This window comes from Bradyrhizobium sp. WSM3983 (genome assembly GCF_000473045.1).
Lineage (GTDB): Bacteria > Pseudomonadota > Alphaproteobacteria > Rhizobiales > Xanthobacteraceae > Bradyrhizobium.
The window spans coordinates 76,750-95,220 of sequence record NZ_AXAY01000032.1 but is presented as its reverse complement, the minus strand read 5'-3'; the positions used below and the strand labels follow the sequence as shown (position 1 = coordinate 95,220).

The window sequence follows — 18,471 nt, the reverse complement described above, 5'->3', positions numbered from 1 at the left end:
TCTCACCGGATTCCCCCTTGGCTGACGACGACAACAAGCCCGGCGACCAGCCGGCGCAACCCTCAGACATTCGCCCCGTCTCCATCTTCGAGGAGATGAAGAAGTCGTATCTCGACTACGCCATGAGCGTGATCGTGGCGCGTGCGCTGCCCGATGCCCGCGACGGTCTGAAGCCGGTGCATCGCCGCATCCTGTACTCGATGAACGAGCAGGGGCACACGCCAGACAAGAAGTACGTCAAGTCCGCCCGCGTGGTCGGCGACGTCATCGGTAAGTATCACCCGCACGGCGACCAGTCGATTTACGACGCCATGGTCCGCATGGCGCAGGACTTCTCGATGCGCGTGCCGCTGATCGACGGTCAGGGCAATTTCGGCTCGGTCGACGGCGATCCCCCAGCCGCCTATCGTTACACCGAGGCGCGGCTGACGAAGGCGGCGCTGGCCCTGCTGGCCGACATCGACAAGGATACCGTCGACTTCCAGCCGAACTACGACAACAACGAGACCGAGCCGTCGGTTCTCCCCGCCAAGTTCCCGAACCTTCTCGTCAATGGCGCGGGCGGCATCGCGGTCGGCATGGCGACCAACATCCCGCCGCACAATCTCGGCGAGGTCATCGATGCCTGCGTTGCGCTGATCGATAACCCCGCGCTGACCATCGACGAACTCATCAACATCGTGCCGGGACCGGATTTCCCGACCGGCGGCGTCATTCTCGGACGTCAGGGCATCCGCTCCGCCTATCACCTGGGCCGCGGCTCGGTTGTCATGCGCGGCAAGGTCGCGATCGAGACCATCCGCAAGGAGCGCGAAGCGATCATCATCACCGAGATTCCCTACCAGGTGAACAAGGCGACGATGGTCGAGCGCATCGCCGAGCTGGTCAAGGAAAAGAAGATCGAGGGCATCGGCGACCTGCGCGATGAATCGGACCGCGACGGCTACCGCGTCGTGATCGAATTGAAACGCGACGCGGTGCCGGATGTGGTGCTGAACCAGCTCTACAGGTTCACGCCGCTTCAGACGAGTTTCGGCGTCAACATGGTGGCCCTCGACAGCGGCCGTCCGCGGATCATGCATCTGAAGGACCTGCTCGCCATCTTCGTCGACTTCCGTGAGCGGGTCGTCACGCGGCGCACCAAGTACCTGCTCGCCAAGGCGCGCGATCGCGCGCATATTTTGGTCGGCCTGGCGATCGCGGTTGCCAATATCGATGAGATGATCCGCGTCATCCGGACTTCGCCCGACCCGACCACCGCGCGCGACACCCTGATGTCGCGCGACTGGCCAGCTCGCGATGTCGAGGACATGCTGACGCTGATCGACGATCCACGCCACCGCATCAGCGAGGACGGCACGATCCGGCTGTCGATGGAACAGGCGAGGGCCATTCTCGACCTGCGCCTTCAGCGCCTCACCGCGCTCGGCCGTGACGAAATCCGCGAGGAACTCGACAAGCTCGCCGGCGAGATCGCCGATTATCTCGACATCCTCCGCTCGCGCGACCGTGTGCTGGGCATCATCAAGACCGAGCTTGCCGAGGTGAGGGCCGAATTCGCCACGCCGCGCCGCACCGTGATCATCGAGCAGGAAGGCGAGGTTGAGGACGAGGACCTGATCCAGCGCGAGGACATGGTCGTCACCGTTTCCCACGCTGGCTACGTCAAGCGCGTGCCGCTGTCGGCCTATCGCGCCCAGCGCCGCGGCGGCAAAGGCCGCGCCGGCATGCAGACCCGCGACGAGGATTTCGTCAGCCGGCTGTTCGTGGCCTCCACGCACACGCCGGTGCTGTTCTTCTCGTCGCGCGGCCAGGTCTACAAGGAAAAGGTCTGGCGCCTGCCGATGGCCGCGCCGAACGCGCGCGGCAAGGCGATGATCAATATCCTGCCGCTCGAGCAGGGCGAGCGCATCACCACCATCATGCCGCTACCGGAGGATGAATCGACCTGGGCCAACCTCGACGTGATGTTCGCGACCACCGGCGGCAACGTCCGGCGCAACAAGCTCTCCGACTTCGTCGACGTTCGCCGCTCCGGCATCATCGCCATGAAGCTCGACGACAGTGAAGCGATCGTCGACGTGCAGATCTGCACCGAGCGCGACGACGTGCTGCTGACCGGCGCCGGCGGCCAGTGCATCCGCTTCCCGGTCCCCGACGTGCGCGTGTTCACCGGGCGCACCTCGATGGGCGTACGTGGCATTGCACTTGGCGAGGGCGACAAGGTGATTTCGCTGGCGATCCTGCGCCATGTCGAGACCACCTCGGACGAGCGCTCGGCCTACCTGAAGATGCGCCGCGCTGTCGCCGGTGAGGCCGCGACGGAGGAACCCGCGGCGGATGCGGAGGCCGAGGAGACCACTGGCAGCTTCCAGCTTGCGCAGGAGCGCTATGTCGAGATGTCGGCGCAGGAGCAGGTCGTGCTGACCGTCTCCGTCAACGGCTATGGCAAGCGGACCTCGTCCTACGAGTACCGCACCACGGGCCGCGGCGGCAAAGGCATCGTCGCCATGAGCGTCAACAACCGCAACGGCAATCTGGTGGCGTCCTTCCCCGTCGAGGATGCTGATCAAATCATGCTGGTCACCGACAAGGGCCAGCTGATCCGCTGCCCGGTCGAGGGCATCCGCATCGCCGGCCGCTCGACCCAGGGCGTGATCGTGTTCGACACCGCCGAGGACGAGCACGTCGTCTCGGTCGAGCACATCACGGAAGAGGCCGAGAGCGGGAATGGTGCGAATGGGGAGACGAGCGGGGAGTGATGCTTCACCCCTCGTAGCCCGGATGGAGCGCAGCGAAATCCGGGTCTCCCTCACGCGTAGTTAGAAACCCGGATAGCGCTTCACTCCATCCGGGCTACCGCACTGACAAGCTAAATCTCCAGCTCCGTGCCGAACTCCACGACCTGCTTGGTCGGCACGCCGAAGAACGCCGCCGAGCGTTCGGCGTTGCGCTGGAGGAATGCGAACAGGCCTTCGCGCCAAACCCACATGCCCGGGATGTCCTCGCTCGGGATGATGGTCTCGCGGCCGACATAATAGGTGATGTCGGAGAGGTCGATGCCGGGCAGCTTGCCCTGGCGGCAGGCGAGCGTCAGTCCCTCATAGATCGTCGGGTTCTGCATGAAGCCGTAATGCAGGATCACGCGGGTGATGCCGGTGATGATCTCGATCACCTCGGCGCGATCCTGGTCGGGGACGTGCGGCAGTTCCTCGATCAGCACGGTGACGAGGATGATGCGCTCGTGCAGCACGTGGTTGTGCTTGACGAACTGCGTGAGCGCCAGCGGCACGCCGTTCGGCGCGGACGCCAGGAAAACGGCTGTGCCTGGCAGCCGGGCGCTGCACTTGTTGACCGCGGTCTCGATCAGATCCTCCTCCGGCTGGCGCAGCTTGCCGCGCGCGGCCTCGACCAGCTTCACACCGCTGCGCCATGTCAGCATCAGGAAGGCGACGAAGGCCGCAAGCAGCAGCGGAAACCATCCGCCCTCGAACAGCTTGATCGAGTTGGCCGAGAAGAAGATCACGTCGATCACGAAGAAGAAGCCGTTCACGGCCACCACCAGCCAAGTCGAATAGCCCCACTGGATCGCGACCAGGGCGGCGAGCAGCGTGGTGATCGCCATCAGCAGCGAGACGGCGATGCCATAGGCGCCGGCCAACGCGTCCGATGTGCCGAAGCTCAGCACCGCGCCGAGCGTTGCGGCGGCGAGCAGCCAGTTCACCAGCGGCACGTAGATCTGGCCGATCGCATCGCTGGTGGTGTGGCGGATCTGCATGCGCGGCAGGAAGCCGAGCTGGATCGACTGCTGGGTCAGCGAGAACACGCCGGAGATGATTGCCTGCGAGGCGATCACGGTCGCCACGGCTGAGAACGCGACCAGCGCGTAATGCAGGACGTCAGGGCAGAGCTGGAAGAACGGATTCTCGATCATGCCGGGATCCGTGATCAGCAGCGCGGCCTGGCCGAAATAGTTCAGCACCAGCGCCGGCAGGCAGATTGCGAACCAGGCAAGCCGGATCGGCAGGCGGCCGAAATGCCCCATGTCGGCATACATCGCCTCGCCGCCGGTCACGGCGAGGAAGGCGGCGCCGAGGATCGCGAAGGAGATATGGAAGTCCCGGTGGATCAGGAAGTCGAAGGCATAGAGCGGACTGAGCGCCGCCAGGACCGCCGGCGCCTTGACGATGCCGTGGATGCCGAGCGCGGCCAGCACGAAGAACCAGGCCAGCATCACCGGTCCGAAGATGCGGCCGATGAAACCGGTGCCCTGCTTCTGCATCATGAACAGGCCGACCAGGATGGCGATGGTGATGGGCACGACCGCAGGCGAGAGCGAGGGCGCGTCGACCTTGAGGCCTTCGATGGCAGAGAGCACCGAGATCGCCGGCGTGATTGCGCCGTCGCCGTAGAGCAGCGCCGCGCCGATCAGCCCAACCACCAGAAGATGTGCGCGCCAGGTGCCGGGCTGGGCGTGGCGGGCATGCAGCAGCGCCAGCAGTGCGACGATGCCGCCTTCGCCGCGGTTGTCCGCGCGCAGGATCAGCAGCGCATATTTCAGCGAGATGATCAGCAGCAGCGCCCAGAGGATCAGCGAGGCAACGCCCAGGACAGCCTCGGGAGTCACTGTGCCGCCATGCGCGGCCGCCTTGGCGGCTTCCTTCAGGGCGTAGAGGGGGCTGGTGCCGATATCGCCATAGACCACCCCGAGGGCGCCCAGGGTCATGGCAATCGGCAGAGGGTCAGGATGATGGCCGGAAGCGACTGCGGGCGTACTGGACAAATGCGACCCCTCAATGGGACCGCGCCCATCGGGTCAATCCGACGGGCGCGAGCGTCACACAGTCTGCGACGAGACGTCGCAAATATCCATGGTGTTTATCGCGAGGTTTATGACGCCAAGCTGACAGACCGCCTACGGCGCGCGGTCCGCCGTCACGAGGCGCGCGACGCGGACATCGGCCTTGGTGCCGGCGCGGCGCAGGCACGACGCCTCGAAGTTCGGCCAAGCCTGCTGCGAACAATCGCGGCCGATGGTCTTGATGTCGAGCCGGTCGCTCTTGGCAAGCGGCTGCGGCACGCTGGCTTCGACGGTGGGAGCAAAACCGGGCAGGAGGGTGAGGGCGGTAGCAAAACACGCAGCAATAGCGATCGCTGAAAGAGCCTTGATCATTTGACGGTCCCCTGTGATGCGGCCGCTACGCCCAGTGCGCGGCCCGTCATTCGTTGGCTGGATTAGTAACCATGGGCAGTTTCCGGACGTCTTCGCCGACGCCGGAAATGGTTTCGTTCGTGCGCCGTTTTGTTTCGTGGACACCCCGAGGACGAAACAATCCGGGCCCTTCCAACGGGGGACTGGCGGAAAAACCGGCAGGAAACGGACAAGGAACCTGCCCGGCTTGCCGGGCCGGGCCGGGCGCGGTAGGACGTGGCCATGCCGCGCATTGCCTTCTACCCCGGTTCCTTCGACCCCATCACCAACGGCCATCTGGACGTGGTCCGGAATAGTGTTCCCCTGTGCGACCGGCTGGTGGTCGCGATCGGGGTCCATCCCGGCAAGAAGCCGCTGTTCTCGACCGAGGAGCGGCTCAAGATGCTCCACGACGTCTGCGGGCCGGTGGCGGCCCAGGCCGGCTGCACGCTCGAGGCTGTGACCTACGACGATCTCGCGGTCAGCGCAGCCCGAAAGCACGGCGCCACCATCATGATTCGAGGTCTGCGCGACGGCACCGATCTCGACTACGAGATGCAGCTCGCCGGCATGAACGGCGCCATGGCGCCCGATGTGCAAACCGTCTTCCTGCCGGCCTCCCCAGTGGTCCGCCCGATTACCGGCACATTGGTGCGCCAGATCGCCGCCATGGGCGGAGATATCTCGGCCTTCGTCCCGCCGCTCGTTGCGTCCCAGCTCAAGGCAAAATTCGCCGGATAAACGGCGCGCTTTTTCATCTCACCTGATCCGGAGTTTCCATGATCCGTCGTCTCGCAATTCTTGCCACGATGTTCGTCGCGCTCATTGGCGCGGTCCCGGCGATGGCGCAGCAGCTGCCGGCCAATCTCGACAAGGCCAACGCGCTCGTCATCGACACCACCAAGGGCCGCATCGTCATCAAGCTCAGGACCGACCTTGCGCCGCAGCACGCCGAGCGGCTCAAGCAGCTCGCGCGCGAGGGCTTCTACAACAACGTGCCGTTCCACCGCGTGATGGACGGCTTCATGGCCCAGACCGGCGACGGTCAGAACGGCAACGGCACCGGCGGCTCGAAATATCCGAACCTGAAGCAGGAATTCTCCAAGGTGCACTTCGCCCGCGGCATCGTCGGCATGGCCCGACGCGGCGACAGCGTCGATACCGCCAACTCGCAGTTTTTCATCATGTTCGCCGACGGCGGCAGCCTCGATAACCAGTACACCGTGGTCGGCGAGGTCGTGCAGGGCATGGACGTAGTCGACAAGCTGAAGAAGGCCCCGCCCGGTTCGGCCGGCGGCACCGTCACCGATCCCGACAAGATGGTGAAGGTGCAGGTCGCCTCCGACATCAAGTAGCCGGGACGATGGCGCGCCGCGGCGACAGGCTCCTGTTCGCTGCCGCGGCGCTGCTGCTCGGCATCACCAGTGCGGCCGCAGAAGATGCGCCGGTCAACACCATCCAGGACATCTTCCAGCACTTGCGGACCTGCTGGAAGCCGCCGCCGCCGGCCAAGGCTCGCCCTATCGACATCACCGTCGTCGTGAGCTTTAACCGGGCCGGAAACATTCTGGGCCATCCGAGGATTACCTATGAATCCGCGGAGGCCTCCGACAATGACCGGCTGCAATACCGGATCGCGGTGATGGAGGCGTTGCAACGCTGCACGCCGATGCCATTTACCGACACAATGGCCGGCGCCGCCGCGGGACGTCCATTCGCGATCCAGTTCCGTAACCGCAAAACTTCACCTGACAAGACTTCACCCCCAACGCAAGAGAGACGAGCATGAGCGCCACCGAAAACACATTGATCCTCGAGACCACGCAGGGCCCCGTCACCATCGAGATGCGGCCCGACCTCGCGCCCGGCCATGTCGCGCGCATCAAGGAGCTGGTCCGCGAAGGCTTCTACGACGGCATCGTGTTCCATCGCGTGATCGACGGCTTCATGGCGCAGACCGGCTGCCCGCACGGCACCGGCACCGGCGGCTCGGGCCAGAAGCTGAAGGCCGAGTTCAACAAGGAGCCGCACGTGCGCGGCGTGACCTCGATGGCCCGTGCGGCGAGCCCCGACTCCGCCGACAGCCAGTTCTTCATCGTGTTCGACGACGCCCGCTTCCTCGACAACCAGTACACCGTGTGGGGCAAGGTCACCGAGGGCATGGAGAACGTCGACAAGATCAAGCGCGGCGAGCCAGTGCAGAACCCGGACAAGATCGTCAAGGCGCGGATGGCGGCGGACGCTGATTAAGCGCACGTCGTCATTCCGGAACGGCTCAGGAATCTCGTGCCAACCTCGGGACTCCGGATCGCCGCGCTAGTTGCGCGGCGTCTGGAATGGAAAGGCATCGCCGGCTCTGAAGTGAAACTTGGACCGACGTGAAGGTGGGGACCTTTGGGCCTGAAGGTGCTATTCTCGGTCGAGGGCTTGGAAGGACGATCGCGCGAGGCGAAGATGGACGTACAGCAGGCGGTAAAGTTGGCGAAGGATTGGGTGCTCGACGTCATGAAGGACGAAGACCCCATTAATCTTGGGCTTGAGGAGGTAGAGTTCGACGATCCAAGCCAAGTGTGGAAGATCACTCTTGGTTTCTCTCGACCCTGGAATTCCACCAAAAGCGCTCTTTCAACCCTGACCGGGGATGCCGCGTTGAGGCGGGCATATCGTACAGTCCTCGTTGATGACAAGAATGGGCAAGTAAAGGGGATGGTGCGGAAAGCAAGCGTTGACGATTGATGGCACGTCAAACTCTGATCTTAGATGCTAATTTGATTGTCTTACTTGTTGTTGGATTGGCAGACGAGCACGCCGTTCCAAAACACAAGCGCACTCGTGCTTACACCACCAATGACTTCCGGTTGTTGCTTAATGTGATCTCCGAGTATCGAGAGCTTGCGGTGCTGCCGAACGCTCTCTCCGAAGCGTCTAATCTGTTAGAGTTTGAAGGGAATGGTCTTCCGGAGAAAATATTCCGTCGATTTCTGCAATTTGTTTCCACGACGAGAGAGATCTATATCCCGAGTTTGAGCGCCATTGAACGAGCAGAGTTTCAGCGCTTGGGATTAACGGATTCAGTCACTCTGGAGGCGGGCAAGGCGGGCATTCATATTCTCTCGGCAGATCTTGGTCTCTATCTGGCCGCAATCAGTGCAGGGTACAGCGCAGCGAATTTCATACATGCAATTGAAGCTGCGCGCGCCTGATCCTTCGGATTGAAATGGATGCGCACCGACCTCTTCGATTTCGATCTGCCGCCCGAGCGCATTGCGTTGCGCCCCGCGCATCCGCGCGACTCTGCTAAGATGCTGGTCGTGGAGAACGGCGCGCTGCGCGACCGGATCATCGCCGACCTGCCGCAATGGCTGAGGGGCGGCGACCAGCTCGTCGTCAACGACACCAAGGTGATTGCGGCGCAGCTCAAGGGCCGTCGCATCGGCCGCGAGACCGAGCCGAAGATCGAGGCGACCCTGATCAAGCGTCTTGATGCCTCGCGCTGGCAGGCACTGGTGAAGCCCGCGAAGAAGCTTGTCGCTGGCGACCGCATCCGCTTCGGCAATGAAGGCAAGGTCTGCCTGCTCGGCCATCTCGATGCCGAGGTCGAGGCCAAGGGTGCGGAAGGCGAGGTGACGCTGTCATTCTCGTTCCACGGCCCGACGCTTGATCAGGCGATCGCCGATCTCGGCAGCCCGCCGCTGCCGCCCTACATCGCTTCGAAACGCACGCCGGACGATCAGGATCTCGCCGACTACCAGACCATGTTCGCGGCCAATGAAGGTGCGGTCGCAGCGCCCACCGCGGGCCTGCATTTCACGCCGGCACTGGAGCAGGCGCTGCAAGCGCGCGGCGTCGGCGTCAACCGCATCACGCTGCATGTCGGAGCAGGGACCTTCCTGCCGGTGAAGGTCGACGATACCGACGGCCACAAGATGCATGCCGAGTGGGGCACGATCTCGGCCGCGACGGCGGAGCAGCTCAACACCGCGCGAGAAAACGGCGGCCGCATCATCGCCGTCGGCACCACGTCATTGCGGCTGCTCGAAAGCGCCGCCAGCGAGGACGGCACGATTCAGCCGTTCACCGCCGAGACCTCGATCTTCATCACGCCCGGCTATCGCTTCCGTGCCGTCGATGTCCTGATGACGAATTTTCATTTGCCGAAGTCGACATTGTTCATGCTGGTGTCGGCGTTCGCCGGCCTGGATACGATGAAGCAGGCCTATGCGCATGCGATTGCGAGCGGCTACCGGTTCTATTCGTACGGCGATGCCTGTCTGCTGTTTCGGGCAGTGCCGTAGGGTGGGCAAAGGCGCATAGCGCCGTGCCCACCATCAAGTGCACGGGACGTAAAGGTGGGCACGCTTCGCTTTGCCCACCCTACGGAACGTCGATACCGGCTACGCCATCACCCGCTGCGGCAACAGCTCGGCGATCTGCACCGCGTTCAGCGCGGCGCCCTTGAGCAACTGATCGGCCGCGACGAACATCGAGATCGAATGCCCGGAGGGATCGCTGAGGTCCTTGCGGATGCGGCCGACCAGGACGTCGTCCTGGCCCGAGGCGTCGATCGGCATCGGGAAGTAGTTCTTCACGCGGTCGTCGATGATCTTGACGCCCGGAGCCTGCGCCATGATGGCACGAACCTGGTCCTCGGTGATCTCCTTCTCGCACTCGAAAGTGATTGCCTCGCAATGCGCGCGCAGCACCGGCACGCGGACGCAGGTCACGCCAATGGCGATCTTGTCGTCCTCGAAAATCTTGCGGGTTTCCTTGATGACCTTGGTCTCTTCGTCGTTGTAGCCGGTCTCGGGGTCGATCGCCGTGTTGTGATTGAAGAGGTTGAAGGCGTAGGGGTGCGGCATCACCTTGGGCGTATAGACCTGCCCGTTGAGATTGGCGCGGGTGGACTCGACGAGCTCCTCCATCGCGGCGGCGCCGGCGCCGGAGGCGGCCTGGTAGGTCGAGATGATGAGGCGCTTGATGCGGTTCTTCTGATGGATCGGCCACAGCGGCACCAGCGCGGTGATCGCGGCGCAGTTCGGGTTGGCGATGATGCCCTTGTGGTCGCGGATGCGGTTGCCGTTGACCTCGGGGATCACCAGCGGAACGTTCGGGTCCATCCGGAAGGCGGAGGAGTTGTCGACGACGACGGCGCCGGCCTTGACCGCGATCGGCGCGAACTTCTTGGAGATGCCGCTGCCGGCGGAGAACAGCGCGATGTCGACGCCCTCGAAGGCGCGCTCGGTCAGCTCCTCGATGACGACGTCCTGACCGCGGAACGACACCGTCTTGCCGGCGGAGCGAGCGCTGGCGAGCGCCTTGAGCTGACTGATGCGAAAGCCGCGCTTGTCCATGGTGGCGATGAACTCGGCGCCCACCGCACCGGTGACGCCGACAATCGCGACGACGGGATCGTTACTCACTGTGTCCTCCATTGAATTGCGATTTAGACAACAAAAAAGCCCCGGACCTTCGAGGGCGGGGCTTCGGTCGAGCTGATGCGTTTTAGTCGACGACTATGCGCACACGCCTCCCCGGGCCCCGAAGGCCGTGGTGGTTTTGGTCGTGCGTTTGGTGGTCGTGAACATGGTGGCGACTTATGCGGGAGAGTCTGGCGCCCGTCAATGGCTTTGGGCGGGATTGTGGCCTGTGCTATTTTCCCCGAGCGCCCGGCGGTTCGAGGATGACCTCCTTGAGGTCGTCGCCACTGATGACGACGATCGCGAAATTGAGCCGGCCGCCTTCGCGCACCAGCCCGCCGCTGATGGCCTTGCCGGACGCCGCCCGCTCGGCGACGCGCACCGCGTCCGCGAGGCGGTGCCTGATGGTGCCGAGCGCTGCGAGGTTGCTGCGATCCTCGTGGTCCAACTCGGCCAGGGGGAGGGCCGCTTCGCCGCCTATGACCTCGCCGGTCGCGGCGTTGATGGTGTGGCGCCAGATCCGGTCGTTGTGCAGGGTCTTGACCCGGTAGACGGGCACGCCCGAGCCGCCGTCGAAGCTGATATCCGCGGTGGTCGCGCCGGCATGACGGGCTTCCGCAATCGCCATGGCCTGGCTGATCGAGATCGACGTGCTGCGGAAGCGCTCGATCTCGCGGCTGACGGCCTGGCGGTCCGCCGTGGCATCACCATCTGTCTCGCTGTGGAGGATGGTGGGTGTGCTGTCCGCTGAGACGATCGCGCGGGCCGGCGCTGCGACGAGCAGCCCCGACAGGGCAATCGCCAACCCGTACATCCCTGATCTCGATGCGCTCATGGTCCAAACCCTCGGCTGGCAAGTGTGCCGGATGTTCGTAAAGAAATCGCGGCCGACCGTGGGCAACGGCCGGCCGCGGAGCGCTGTGGCGGGCTGTACCCGTCGCGGCGATCTAAGCGGTCCGGTCCTCTTTTGGGGCTGGTGAAAAAAGTGGCCCGCACCGCTCAATAAACAAAACCATACCGTATCGTTTTATTTCGGTCAACGGAAAGACCCTCGTCCGCTGGGGACAGATCGCCAGTCTCACGGAAATGTCAGCGGGAGGGGCGGCGCCGTTGGGGGGCTTTGGCCGTGTCTTTTGACGTTGCCTGCACCCGGTCAGCCGGACCGATTGCGCCGGCCAGGAACAGCTTGATTGCCGCACGCATCCGCTTTTCGGCGGCTTTGAATTCCATTGGCGTGCCGAACGTCGCCATGCGGTGGGTGTGGCCGACGACGACGTCGAGGAACACTTCAGCCGCGATCGTGGTGTCGTCGACATCAAGCGCACCTTGCGCCGCCAGATGATCGAAGAAGCGCGTGGTGGTAGCGACGGCCTTGAGCCAGCCTTCTTCCTTGCCGAGTTTGGCGATGTCAGGGAAGTTGATGGCCTGTGACGTCATCATGCGGCTGAACGCCATGGCGTCGGGCCCGCAGGTGAAAGTAAGCATTTCGCGCCCGATTTCCACCAGCCGCTGCTCGACCGAAATGTCGGACGAGCTGCCGAGCTGCGTCTCGGCCGCAGCCGACAGCGGCGCCAGCCAGCGCGCGATCTCGCGCCTCAGTACAGCCGTGAACAGCCCGCGCTTGTCGCCGTAACGGGAATAGACGGTCGGCTTGCTGACGCGAGCCGCTTCCGCCACCGCGTCGAGCGAGGTCGCGTCAAATCCGCGGTCGAGGAACAGGCGGGTGGCGACCTCGATCAGCCGCTGATCGCGCTCGATCGCAGCACTCTTGGTCGGCCGGCCGCCGCGCGATTTCGAGGCCTCGCGCCGAGGTGCTGCCGTTCTTGCCTTGGCCGCAGCCAATCCCATGCCCAATGATATGCCCAATGATTCCTGCGCGGTCGTGCCAGTGCTCATTGCTGTATAACGCGCAGCAACCGGGGCGTCATCGCCAATCTGGCCGAATTGGCCGTATCGTCAACGGTCTCGCACCAACGGTGTTCCGCCGCGCGGACCTCACGGCATCCGCGAGGTCCAGGCCTGACCGGCTGCCGCTTTCTCGTATCCGTATTGGTAGAGCGCCCGCATATAGCCGGTGTCGAACCCTTCGGACGGCGGTGCCGGATAATCGCGCTCGATGTAGGAGAGATGGAAGCCGAGGTGGTTGCGCTGGGCGAAATCATAGGTCGAGAAGATGATCGAGCGCGTCTGCGATTGCGTGATCGAGGACAGGCTGCGTGAGGCGACATCGATCGTGCTGTTGGCGACGAGCTCGAAGTTGCGTTCGATCTTCTTGTTGACGAGGATGTAGATGTCCATCTTCGCGTTGCCCGGCAGGCGCCCCTGGAACAGCAAAGCTTCGGGCAGCGTCAGCACGGGCGCCGTCACGCCGCCGTCGACATGCATCTCCTGAAACTTGCGGCCCTGGCCCTCGGCCTCGATCAGGATTGGCGGAAACACCAGGGGAATGCTGGCGGAGGCCGCCATCACGTCGCGAAACAGTTTCAGCGCCTCGGGCGTGCCGACCGCGGCGATCTTGCCCATGTCCCAGATCGCGGTGCGCTGGGTGTCGAGATCGGTGGTGACCACCAGGAGACGCCGGCCCTTGGCGTTCTCGCGGGCGACCTGCGCCATGATCTCCGGCCCGACATAGCGCGCGACGAGCTCGCGCAGCCGCGTATTGCCGAACAGGCCGGAGCCGAACAGCACGCGCACGATGCTGGGATCGTTCAGCAGGCTTTCGGCGATGCCGCTGGTGTAGAGCTCCCGGAGCGTGTCGTCATATTGCGATCCGAGGAACGCAAAGGGCGCAATCAGGCCGCCGGTGCTCACGCCGGAGACGACGGAGAAGGTCGGGCGGTTACGCGCCACGGTCCAGCCGTTCAGCACGCCGACACCATAGGCGCCATCGGCACCGCCGCCGGAGAGTGCCAGATAGGTTCTGCTCCCGGTCGCCTTGTCCTGCTCGAAGCTGAACTTCGTGATGGGCTCGTCGGCGTAGCGTCGCAGGCCGTCGATATCGAGCACGCGGGAGGCACTCGCATCGGCCGCGGTATAGGGCGTGCGGGGGAGCGAGGTGCAGGCGGCGAGCACCAGGCTGCACGCGAGCGCCAGCGATCTGACCAGGCGGGCGCCGGTCCGCTTCGTCCGGCCATCGGGGAGGGCGGATATGTCAGTGGGGCAATTTGGGAGGGGCATCGGTCGGTGGCTGACGATCACGCATCTACGGCCACCGGCAATTTGCCGCGGCGTCCCGTCCAGTCCCCGCTACTAAACTATACTGTATCGTTTTATTCATCAAGCGTGACCGCTATCACGTCCGCGTCAGCGGTGTCCCAGTCTGGGGCATCGCGGTCCGGGCGGGTTGATCGACATGTCCCGACACGCAATAAGCACCGCCATGAGTCTTCCTGACACAGGCCTACCCAATCATTTCGAACTGCTCGCCACCGATGGCGCAGCGCGCGCCGGCCGCCTGACCACGCCGCATGGCGTGGTGCGGACCCCGGCCTTCATGCCGGTCGGCACCGCCGGCGCCATGAAGGGCATTCACTGGCGCGAGGTGCGCGATGCCGGCGCCGACATCGTGCTCGGCAACACCTATCATCTGATGCTGCGGCCCGGCGCGGAGCGCATCAACGCCCTCGGTGGCCTGCAGAAGTTCACCGGCTGGAACGGGCCGATGCTGACGGATTCCGGCGGCTTCCAGGTGATGTCGCTGTCGGACCTGCGCAAGATCAGCGAGCACGCTGTCACTTTCCGCTCGCATATCGACGGCGCCAAGATCGAGCTGTCGCCGGAACGTTCGATCGAGGTGCAGCGCTTGCTCGGTTCCGACATTGCGATGCAGATGGACGAATGCGTCCGGCTGCCGGCCGAGCGCGACGACATCGACCGCGCGATGCGGCTGTCGCTGCGCTGGGCCGAGCGAAGCAAGCGCGCCTTCGAGAGCGCGCCCGACGGCTATATGCTGTTCGGCATCGTGCAGGGCGGCGACATCCCTCAGCTCCGCCACGCCAGCGCGCAGGGCCTCGTCGAGATCGGCTTCCACGGCTATGCGATCGGCGGCCTTGCCGTCGGCGAGCCGCAGGCGGTGATGCTGGCGATGATCGACGAGACCGCGCCGGCACTTCCGACCGACCGACCGCGCTACCTCATGGGCGTCGGTACGCCCGACGACATTCTCGAGGCGGTGAAGCGCGGCATCGACATGTTTGATTGCGTGATGCCGACGCGCAATGGCCGCCACGGCGTGGCCTTCACGCGTTTCGGCCAGGTCAATTTGCGTAACGCGCGCCACGCCGACGATCCGCGCCCGCTCGACGACGACAGCTCATGGCCGTCGGCGCGCAATTACGCGCGCGCCTATCTGCACCATCTCGTCAAGGCCGGCGAGACGCTGGGGGCGATGCTGCTGTCCGAAATCAATATCGCTTACTACCAGTTCCTGATGCAGGGCATCAGGGACGCGATCGCACACGGAAGGTTCGACGAGTTCTATCAGCGTACGCGCGAGGACTGGGCGAGGGGCGATATCGCCCCACGGTAGATTAGAACACGATGAGGAAAAGTGTGAAGCGGTTTTCCGACAAGATCATGCCCAAACAACAACGCTAGTTGCAGACGATCCGCTGCTTGACGGCGTGCTTGGTGACGAAGCCGTAGCCGCACGTGTCGCAGGTCCAGAGATAGCTGATCACGTGGTCCGAGATGTAGGCGGAAGCTTCGGCGGCGACCATGGAGTCGGCGCAGACGGGGCAGGTGGGCAACTCGCTGCAACGCGGATCGCGCCTTGGTGCGACGGTCGACAACACTTCAGCAACTGCTGACATCGTGGTGACCTCCTGCTTCGAGACTAGGTCTAACATAAGCAGAATCAGTTGACGAGGTCGCAACACAAATGCGTTGGTTTTCTGATAACTAGAGCTCACGCGATTTTGCGATGCAGCGTATTTAACATGTGCTGCATTGTTGCTTGCGTGTCGTCACAAGCTGTTCGTAACTGCGCAAGTGCAGCGATAGAAGCGCAAATTGTCGCCAGAGGGAGTTCATCATGGACGCATCGTCCACCGCGGGTGCAGCGCACCAACCCGGCCGCGGCCGGGTCTATGACTCGATTGTCGAGGCTTTTGGCGACACGCCGGTCGTACGTTTGCGACGGTTGCCGGGTATGCACGGCGTGAACGCGACAATTTTGGCAAAGCTTGAATATTTCAATCCGGCGGCCAGCGTGAAGGATCGGATCGGCGCCGCCATGATCATCGCGATGGAGAAGGCGGGCATCGTCAAGCCGGACACCGTGCTGATTGAGCCGACCTCCGGCAATACCGGCATCGCGCTCGCCTTTGTCGCGGCGTCGCGCGGTTACCGGCTCAAGCTGGTGATGCCGGAATCCATGTCGATCGAGCGGCGCAAAATGCTGGCCTTCCTCGGCGCCGAGCTGGTGCTGACGCCGGCAGCCCAAGGCATGAAAGGCGCGATCGCCGCGGCCGAAGAACTCTTGAAGACGACGCCGAACTCGGTGATGCCGCAGCAGTTCAAGAACCTCGCCAATCCCGAGGTGCATCGGCGCACCACGGCGGAGGAGATCTGGAACGACACCGCCGGCAACATCGACTTCTTCGTCGCCGGCGTCGGCACCGGCGGCACCATCACCGGCGTCGGTCAGGTCCTGAAGCCGCGCAAGGCGTCCTTGCGTGTGGTCGCGGTCGAGCCCGAGGAGAGCCCGGTGCTGTCAGGCGGCCAGCACACGCCGCACAAGATCCAGGGCATCGGCGCGGGCTTCGTGCCTGATATTCTCGACCGCTCCGTGATCGACGAGATCGTGAAGATCAACTCGACCGCGGCGATCGAGATGTCGCGGGCGCTGGCGCGGCATGAGGGTATTCCGGGCGGAATCTCGTCCGGTGCTGCGATCGCCGCCGCGCTTCAGATCGGCAAGCGGCCGGAAGCTGCGGGAAAAACCATCCTGGCTATAGTGCCGTCCTTCGCCGAGCGGTATCTTTCGACGGCTCTGTTTGAAGGAATCTGAGAGATGGCGGATCAACCGAGACGGCCGCGCACGCTTGGCGATGCGCGGTCGGAGGCCGAGGCAGCGTTCAAGAAGGTGACCGCCAAGGTCGCCGTGGCGCCGCCGAAGCCGAACGTCGCGCCGGGGATCAAGGAGCAGGTCACGCTGCGGATCGACCAGGACGTGCTGGAGTTCTTCCAGGCGGGCGGTCCCGGCTGGCAGGACCGCATCAACGAGGCGCTGCGGAAGGCTGCGGGGAAGTAGCCAGCCTCTGACGGAGTATGCGGCGGCACCGCCGTACCAACGAAAAAGCCCGGCGCGAGCTGGGCTTTTGTGTTCTGAGAGTTCGGTCTCGTCTCAGCGGCGGAACATGCCGCCCATCATGCCGCCGACGACACCGCCCATGAAGGCCGCGCCGGCATCGCCGCCACCGCTATGGCGGGGCGCGGGTGCGCTCTGGGCCGGAGCGCTGGCGCGCCGGGCCGGCTTCGCGCTGTCATCGCTCGCGGTCGGCGTCGAGGCGACGATCTCGGAGAGCAGGGCCTTGTGCTGGAGCTTGTTGAGGAAGCCGGTCGAGGGATAGCCGCGGGCGGCCTGCCAGCGCCTGAGCACTGTCCGGGTCTCGTCGTTGAATGCGCCGGTGACCTTGGTGTCGAAGCCGAGCCCGTTGAGGCGGCGCTGCACGTCGCGGCGCTGACCCTTGTCGAGGCCGATCTGGTCCTCGGTGAGCTGGCTGGCGTCATCGGTGAAGGTCGCGGGATCGACGCCGGCATTGAGGTTGCGGGTCGTGGTCGACGGCCCGTTCTGGATCGCAGCGAGCCGCGCCAGCGCCAGCGCCTTGAACTGGCCGTTCGGATAGGCCGAGAGGTAGGCGTTGAGCTCTTCCGGCTTGTTGGTTTCCTTCACCGAGCGCCAGTATTCCAGCTCGACACCGTCGGAGCTGCTGCTGGCAACAGCCGCCGGCGTGCTGCTCGAGGCGGTCGGTGCCGCGTTGGCGACCTGCTGGGTCTGCTGCGCCGGGTTGAGATATACGGCGCCGATCAAATTGGTGTGGCCCCAGGGTAGCTGACCCTTGTGGGTTTCTTCGTTGACCTGGGCGCGCACCGAGGTCATCGCCTGCTGGATCTCGACGCCGGGCTTGGTGATGTTGTCGATCAGCGCACGGGTGAACGGGCTGTTGTTGCCCTCCTGGCCATCGAGCGCGGTCTGGCCGGGACCGGTCGCGAACGCGATCAGCGTGCCTTCACCCGACTTCATCTCGGCGAGGCCGCTTTGCACGTTGACGCTGCGGGTCGCCGAGTTCGATTTGATCTTGGCGGCAAAGGGATTGTCGCGGCAGGCGTCGAGGAACACCAGCTTCACCTTGGCGTCGCCCATGGTCTGGTCGAGCGTCAGGTCGATATTGATGGCGGCCCCCAGCTTCACATCCATCTCCGACTTGATGTCGGCATCGACAGGCAAGAGATAGTTGCTGCCGCCGACAGCGATGCCGTGACCGGCATAATAGAACACCGCGACATCGGAGCCCTGCGCCTTGCGGCCGAAGTCGAGCAGCTTCTCTGTCATCTGGTCGCGGGTGAGGTTGGACCCTTCGATTACCTCGAAACCGACATTGCGCAGCGTCGCCGCCATCGCCTTGGCGTCGATCGGCGGGTTTGGCAATTGTGCGACGTTTTTGTAGGCGCCGTTGCCGACGACGAAGGCGACGCGGCGGTCGGCCTTGGCGGCACTGACCGACAACGCCATGCACATCAGCGAAACGATGATGGTGAGAGTGCGCATCTGAAATCCCCAACAGAATCGAATGACTGGCAGCAACAAATTGGCGTCGAATTTACACTAAGGCGACCGGCTTCGCGCTAGCAAACCGACAG

At 64.2% G+C, this 18,471-nt stretch carries 19 protein-coding genes; 11 read left to right on the top strand and 8 right to left on the bottom strand.

Annotated elements, in window-relative coordinates:
- Positions 1-17 precede the first annotated feature (17 nt).
- A complete protein-coding gene (gene gyrA / locus YUA_RS0133720; RefSeq protein WP_027534638.1) occupies positions 18-2,762 on the top strand; it encodes a DNA gyrase subunit A in 2,745 nt (914 codons plus the stop codon).
- Positions 2,763-2,872: 110 nt separating this feature from the next.
- Here gyrA and YUA_RS0133715 read toward each other — a convergent pair whose 3' ends face one another.
- Together YUA_RS0133715 and YUA_RS0133710 are read right to left on the bottom strand one after the other, a co-directional pair.
- Positions 2,873-4,726 carry a potassium transporter Kup gene (locus tag YUA_RS0133715; RefSeq protein ID WP_027534637.1) on the bottom strand — a complete coding sequence of 618 codons (1,854 nt, stop codon included), beginning with the start codon at positions 4,724-4,726 and terminating at the stop codon, positions 2,873-2,875.
- 189 nt (positions 4,727-4,915) lie between these two features.
- Positions 4,916-5,173 (bottom strand): hypothetical protein, encoded by a 258-nt coding sequence (locus tag YUA_RS0133710; RefSeq protein ID WP_027534636.1) that lies wholly within the window; start codon positions 5,171-5,173, stop codon positions 4,916-4,918.
- A gap of 261 nt (positions 5,174-5,434) precedes the next feature.
- Between YUA_RS0133710 and coaD the strand changes: the two genes are divergently transcribed.
- The 7 genes from coaD to queA all read left to right on the top strand — a co-directional run bounded on the left by coaD (position 5,435) and on the right by queA (position 9,486).
- Entirely contained in the window at positions 5,435-5,932 is a 498-nt protein-coding gene (gene coaD / locus YUA_RS0133705; RefSeq protein WP_027534635.1) for a pantetheine-phosphate adenylyltransferase, read from the top strand.
- Between the two features lie 38 nt (positions 5,933-5,970).
- Complete coding sequence (locus YUA_RS0133700; RefSeq protein WP_027534634.1) at positions 5,971-6,546, top strand: peptidylprolyl isomerase; 576 nt, start codon at positions 5,971-5,973, stop codon at positions 6,544-6,546.
- A gap of 8 nt (positions 6,547-6,554) precedes the next feature.
- Positions 6,555-6,980, top strand: coding sequence for a hypothetical protein (locus YUA_RS0133695; RefSeq protein WP_027534633.1), 426 nt, complete (start codon positions 6,555-6,557; stop codon positions 6,978-6,980).
- Positions 6,977-7,441 carry a peptidylprolyl isomerase gene (locus tag YUA_RS0133690; RefSeq protein ID WP_027534632.1) on the top strand — a complete coding sequence of 155 codons (465 nt, stop codon included), beginning with the start codon at positions 6,977-6,979 and terminating at the stop codon, positions 7,439-7,441. The genes YUA_RS0133695 and YUA_RS0133690 overlap by 4 nt, the downstream gene beginning before the upstream one ends.
- A gap of 144 nt (positions 7,442-7,585) precedes the next feature.
- Entirely contained in the window at positions 7,586-7,927 is a 342-nt protein-coding gene (locus tag YUA_RS0133685; RefSeq protein WP_051383511.1) for a hypothetical protein, read from the top strand.
- Positions 7,927-8,394 (top strand): PIN domain-containing protein, encoded by a 468-nt coding sequence (locus YUA_RS0133680; protein WP_027534630.1) that lies wholly within the window; start codon positions 7,927-7,929, stop codon positions 8,392-8,394. The genes YUA_RS0133685 and YUA_RS0133680 overlap by 1 nt, the downstream gene beginning before the upstream one ends.
- 18 nt (positions 8,395-8,412) lie before the next feature.
- A complete protein-coding gene (gene queA, locus YUA_RS0133675; protein WP_027534629.1) occupies positions 8,413-9,486 on the top strand; it encodes a tRNA preQ1(34) S-adenosylmethionine ribosyltransferase-isomerase QueA in 1,074 nt (357 codons plus the stop codon).
- Positions 9,487-9,585: 99 nt separating this feature from the next.
- On the opposite strand, the gene YUA_RS0133670 is transcribed toward queA, so the two are convergent.
- The 4 genes from YUA_RS0133670 to YUA_RS0133655 form a co-directional block, all read right to left on the bottom strand.
- Positions 9,586-10,623, bottom strand: coding sequence for an aspartate-semialdehyde dehydrogenase (locus YUA_RS0133670; RefSeq protein WP_027534628.1), 1,038 nt, complete (start codon positions 10,621-10,623; stop codon positions 9,586-9,588).
- Positions 10,624-10,840: 217 nt separating this feature from the next.
- Positions 10,841-11,422 carry a PepSY domain-containing protein gene (locus tag YUA_RS0133665; RefSeq protein WP_371259929.1) on the bottom strand — a complete coding sequence of 194 codons (582 nt, stop codon included), beginning with the start codon at positions 11,420-11,422 and terminating at the stop codon, positions 10,841-10,843.
- A 275-nt stretch (positions 11,423-11,697) separates the two neighbouring features.
- Positions 11,698-12,456, bottom strand: coding sequence for a TetR/AcrR family transcriptional regulator (locus YUA_RS0133660; RefSeq protein WP_027534626.1), 759 nt, complete (start codon positions 12,454-12,456; stop codon positions 11,698-11,700).
- A 147-nt stretch (positions 12,457-12,603) separates the two neighbouring features.
- Entirely contained in the window at positions 12,604-13,785 is a 1,182-nt protein-coding gene (locus YUA_RS0133655; RefSeq protein WP_051383509.1) for a patatin-like phospholipase family protein, read from the bottom strand.
- Positions 13,786-13,987: 202 nt separating this feature from the next.
- On the opposite strand from YUA_RS0133655, the gene tgt reads away from it, so the two are divergent.
- Positions 13,988-15,136, top strand: a complete 1,149-nt coding sequence (tgt, locus tag YUA_RS0133650; protein WP_027534624.1) for a tRNA guanosine(34) transglycosylase Tgt — start codon at positions 13,988-13,990, stop codon at positions 15,134-15,136.
- A gap of 64 nt (positions 15,137-15,200) precedes the next feature.
- On the opposite strand, the gene YUA_RS0133645 is transcribed toward tgt, so the two are convergent.
- Entirely contained in the window at positions 15,201-15,419 is a 219-nt protein-coding gene (locus YUA_RS0133645; RefSeq protein WP_027534623.1) for a hypothetical protein, read from the bottom strand.
- A gap of 221 nt (positions 15,420-15,640) precedes the next feature.
- On the opposite strand from YUA_RS0133645, the gene cysK reads away from it, so the two are divergent.
- Positions 15,641-16,618, top strand: coding sequence for a cysteine synthase A (gene cysK, locus YUA_RS0133640; RefSeq protein WP_027534622.1), 978 nt, complete (start codon positions 15,641-15,643; stop codon positions 16,616-16,618).
- Positions 16,619-16,621: 3 nt separating this feature from the next.
- Positions 16,622-16,861: a BrnA antitoxin family protein gene (locus YUA_RS0133635; protein WP_027534621.1), complete on the top strand. Its 240-nt coding sequence runs from the start codon at positions 16,622-16,624 to the stop codon at positions 16,859-16,861.
- Between the two features lie 93 nt (positions 16,862-16,954).
- Here the strand turns inward: YUA_RS0133635 and YUA_RS0133630 are convergent, their stop codons facing one another.
- On the bottom strand, positions 16,955-18,379 hold the full coding sequence (locus tag YUA_RS0133630) for a caspase family protein (protein WP_027534620.1): 1,425 nt from the start codon (positions 18,377-18,379) through the stop codon (positions 16,955-16,957).
- Positions 18,380-18,471 lie beyond the last annotated feature (92 nt).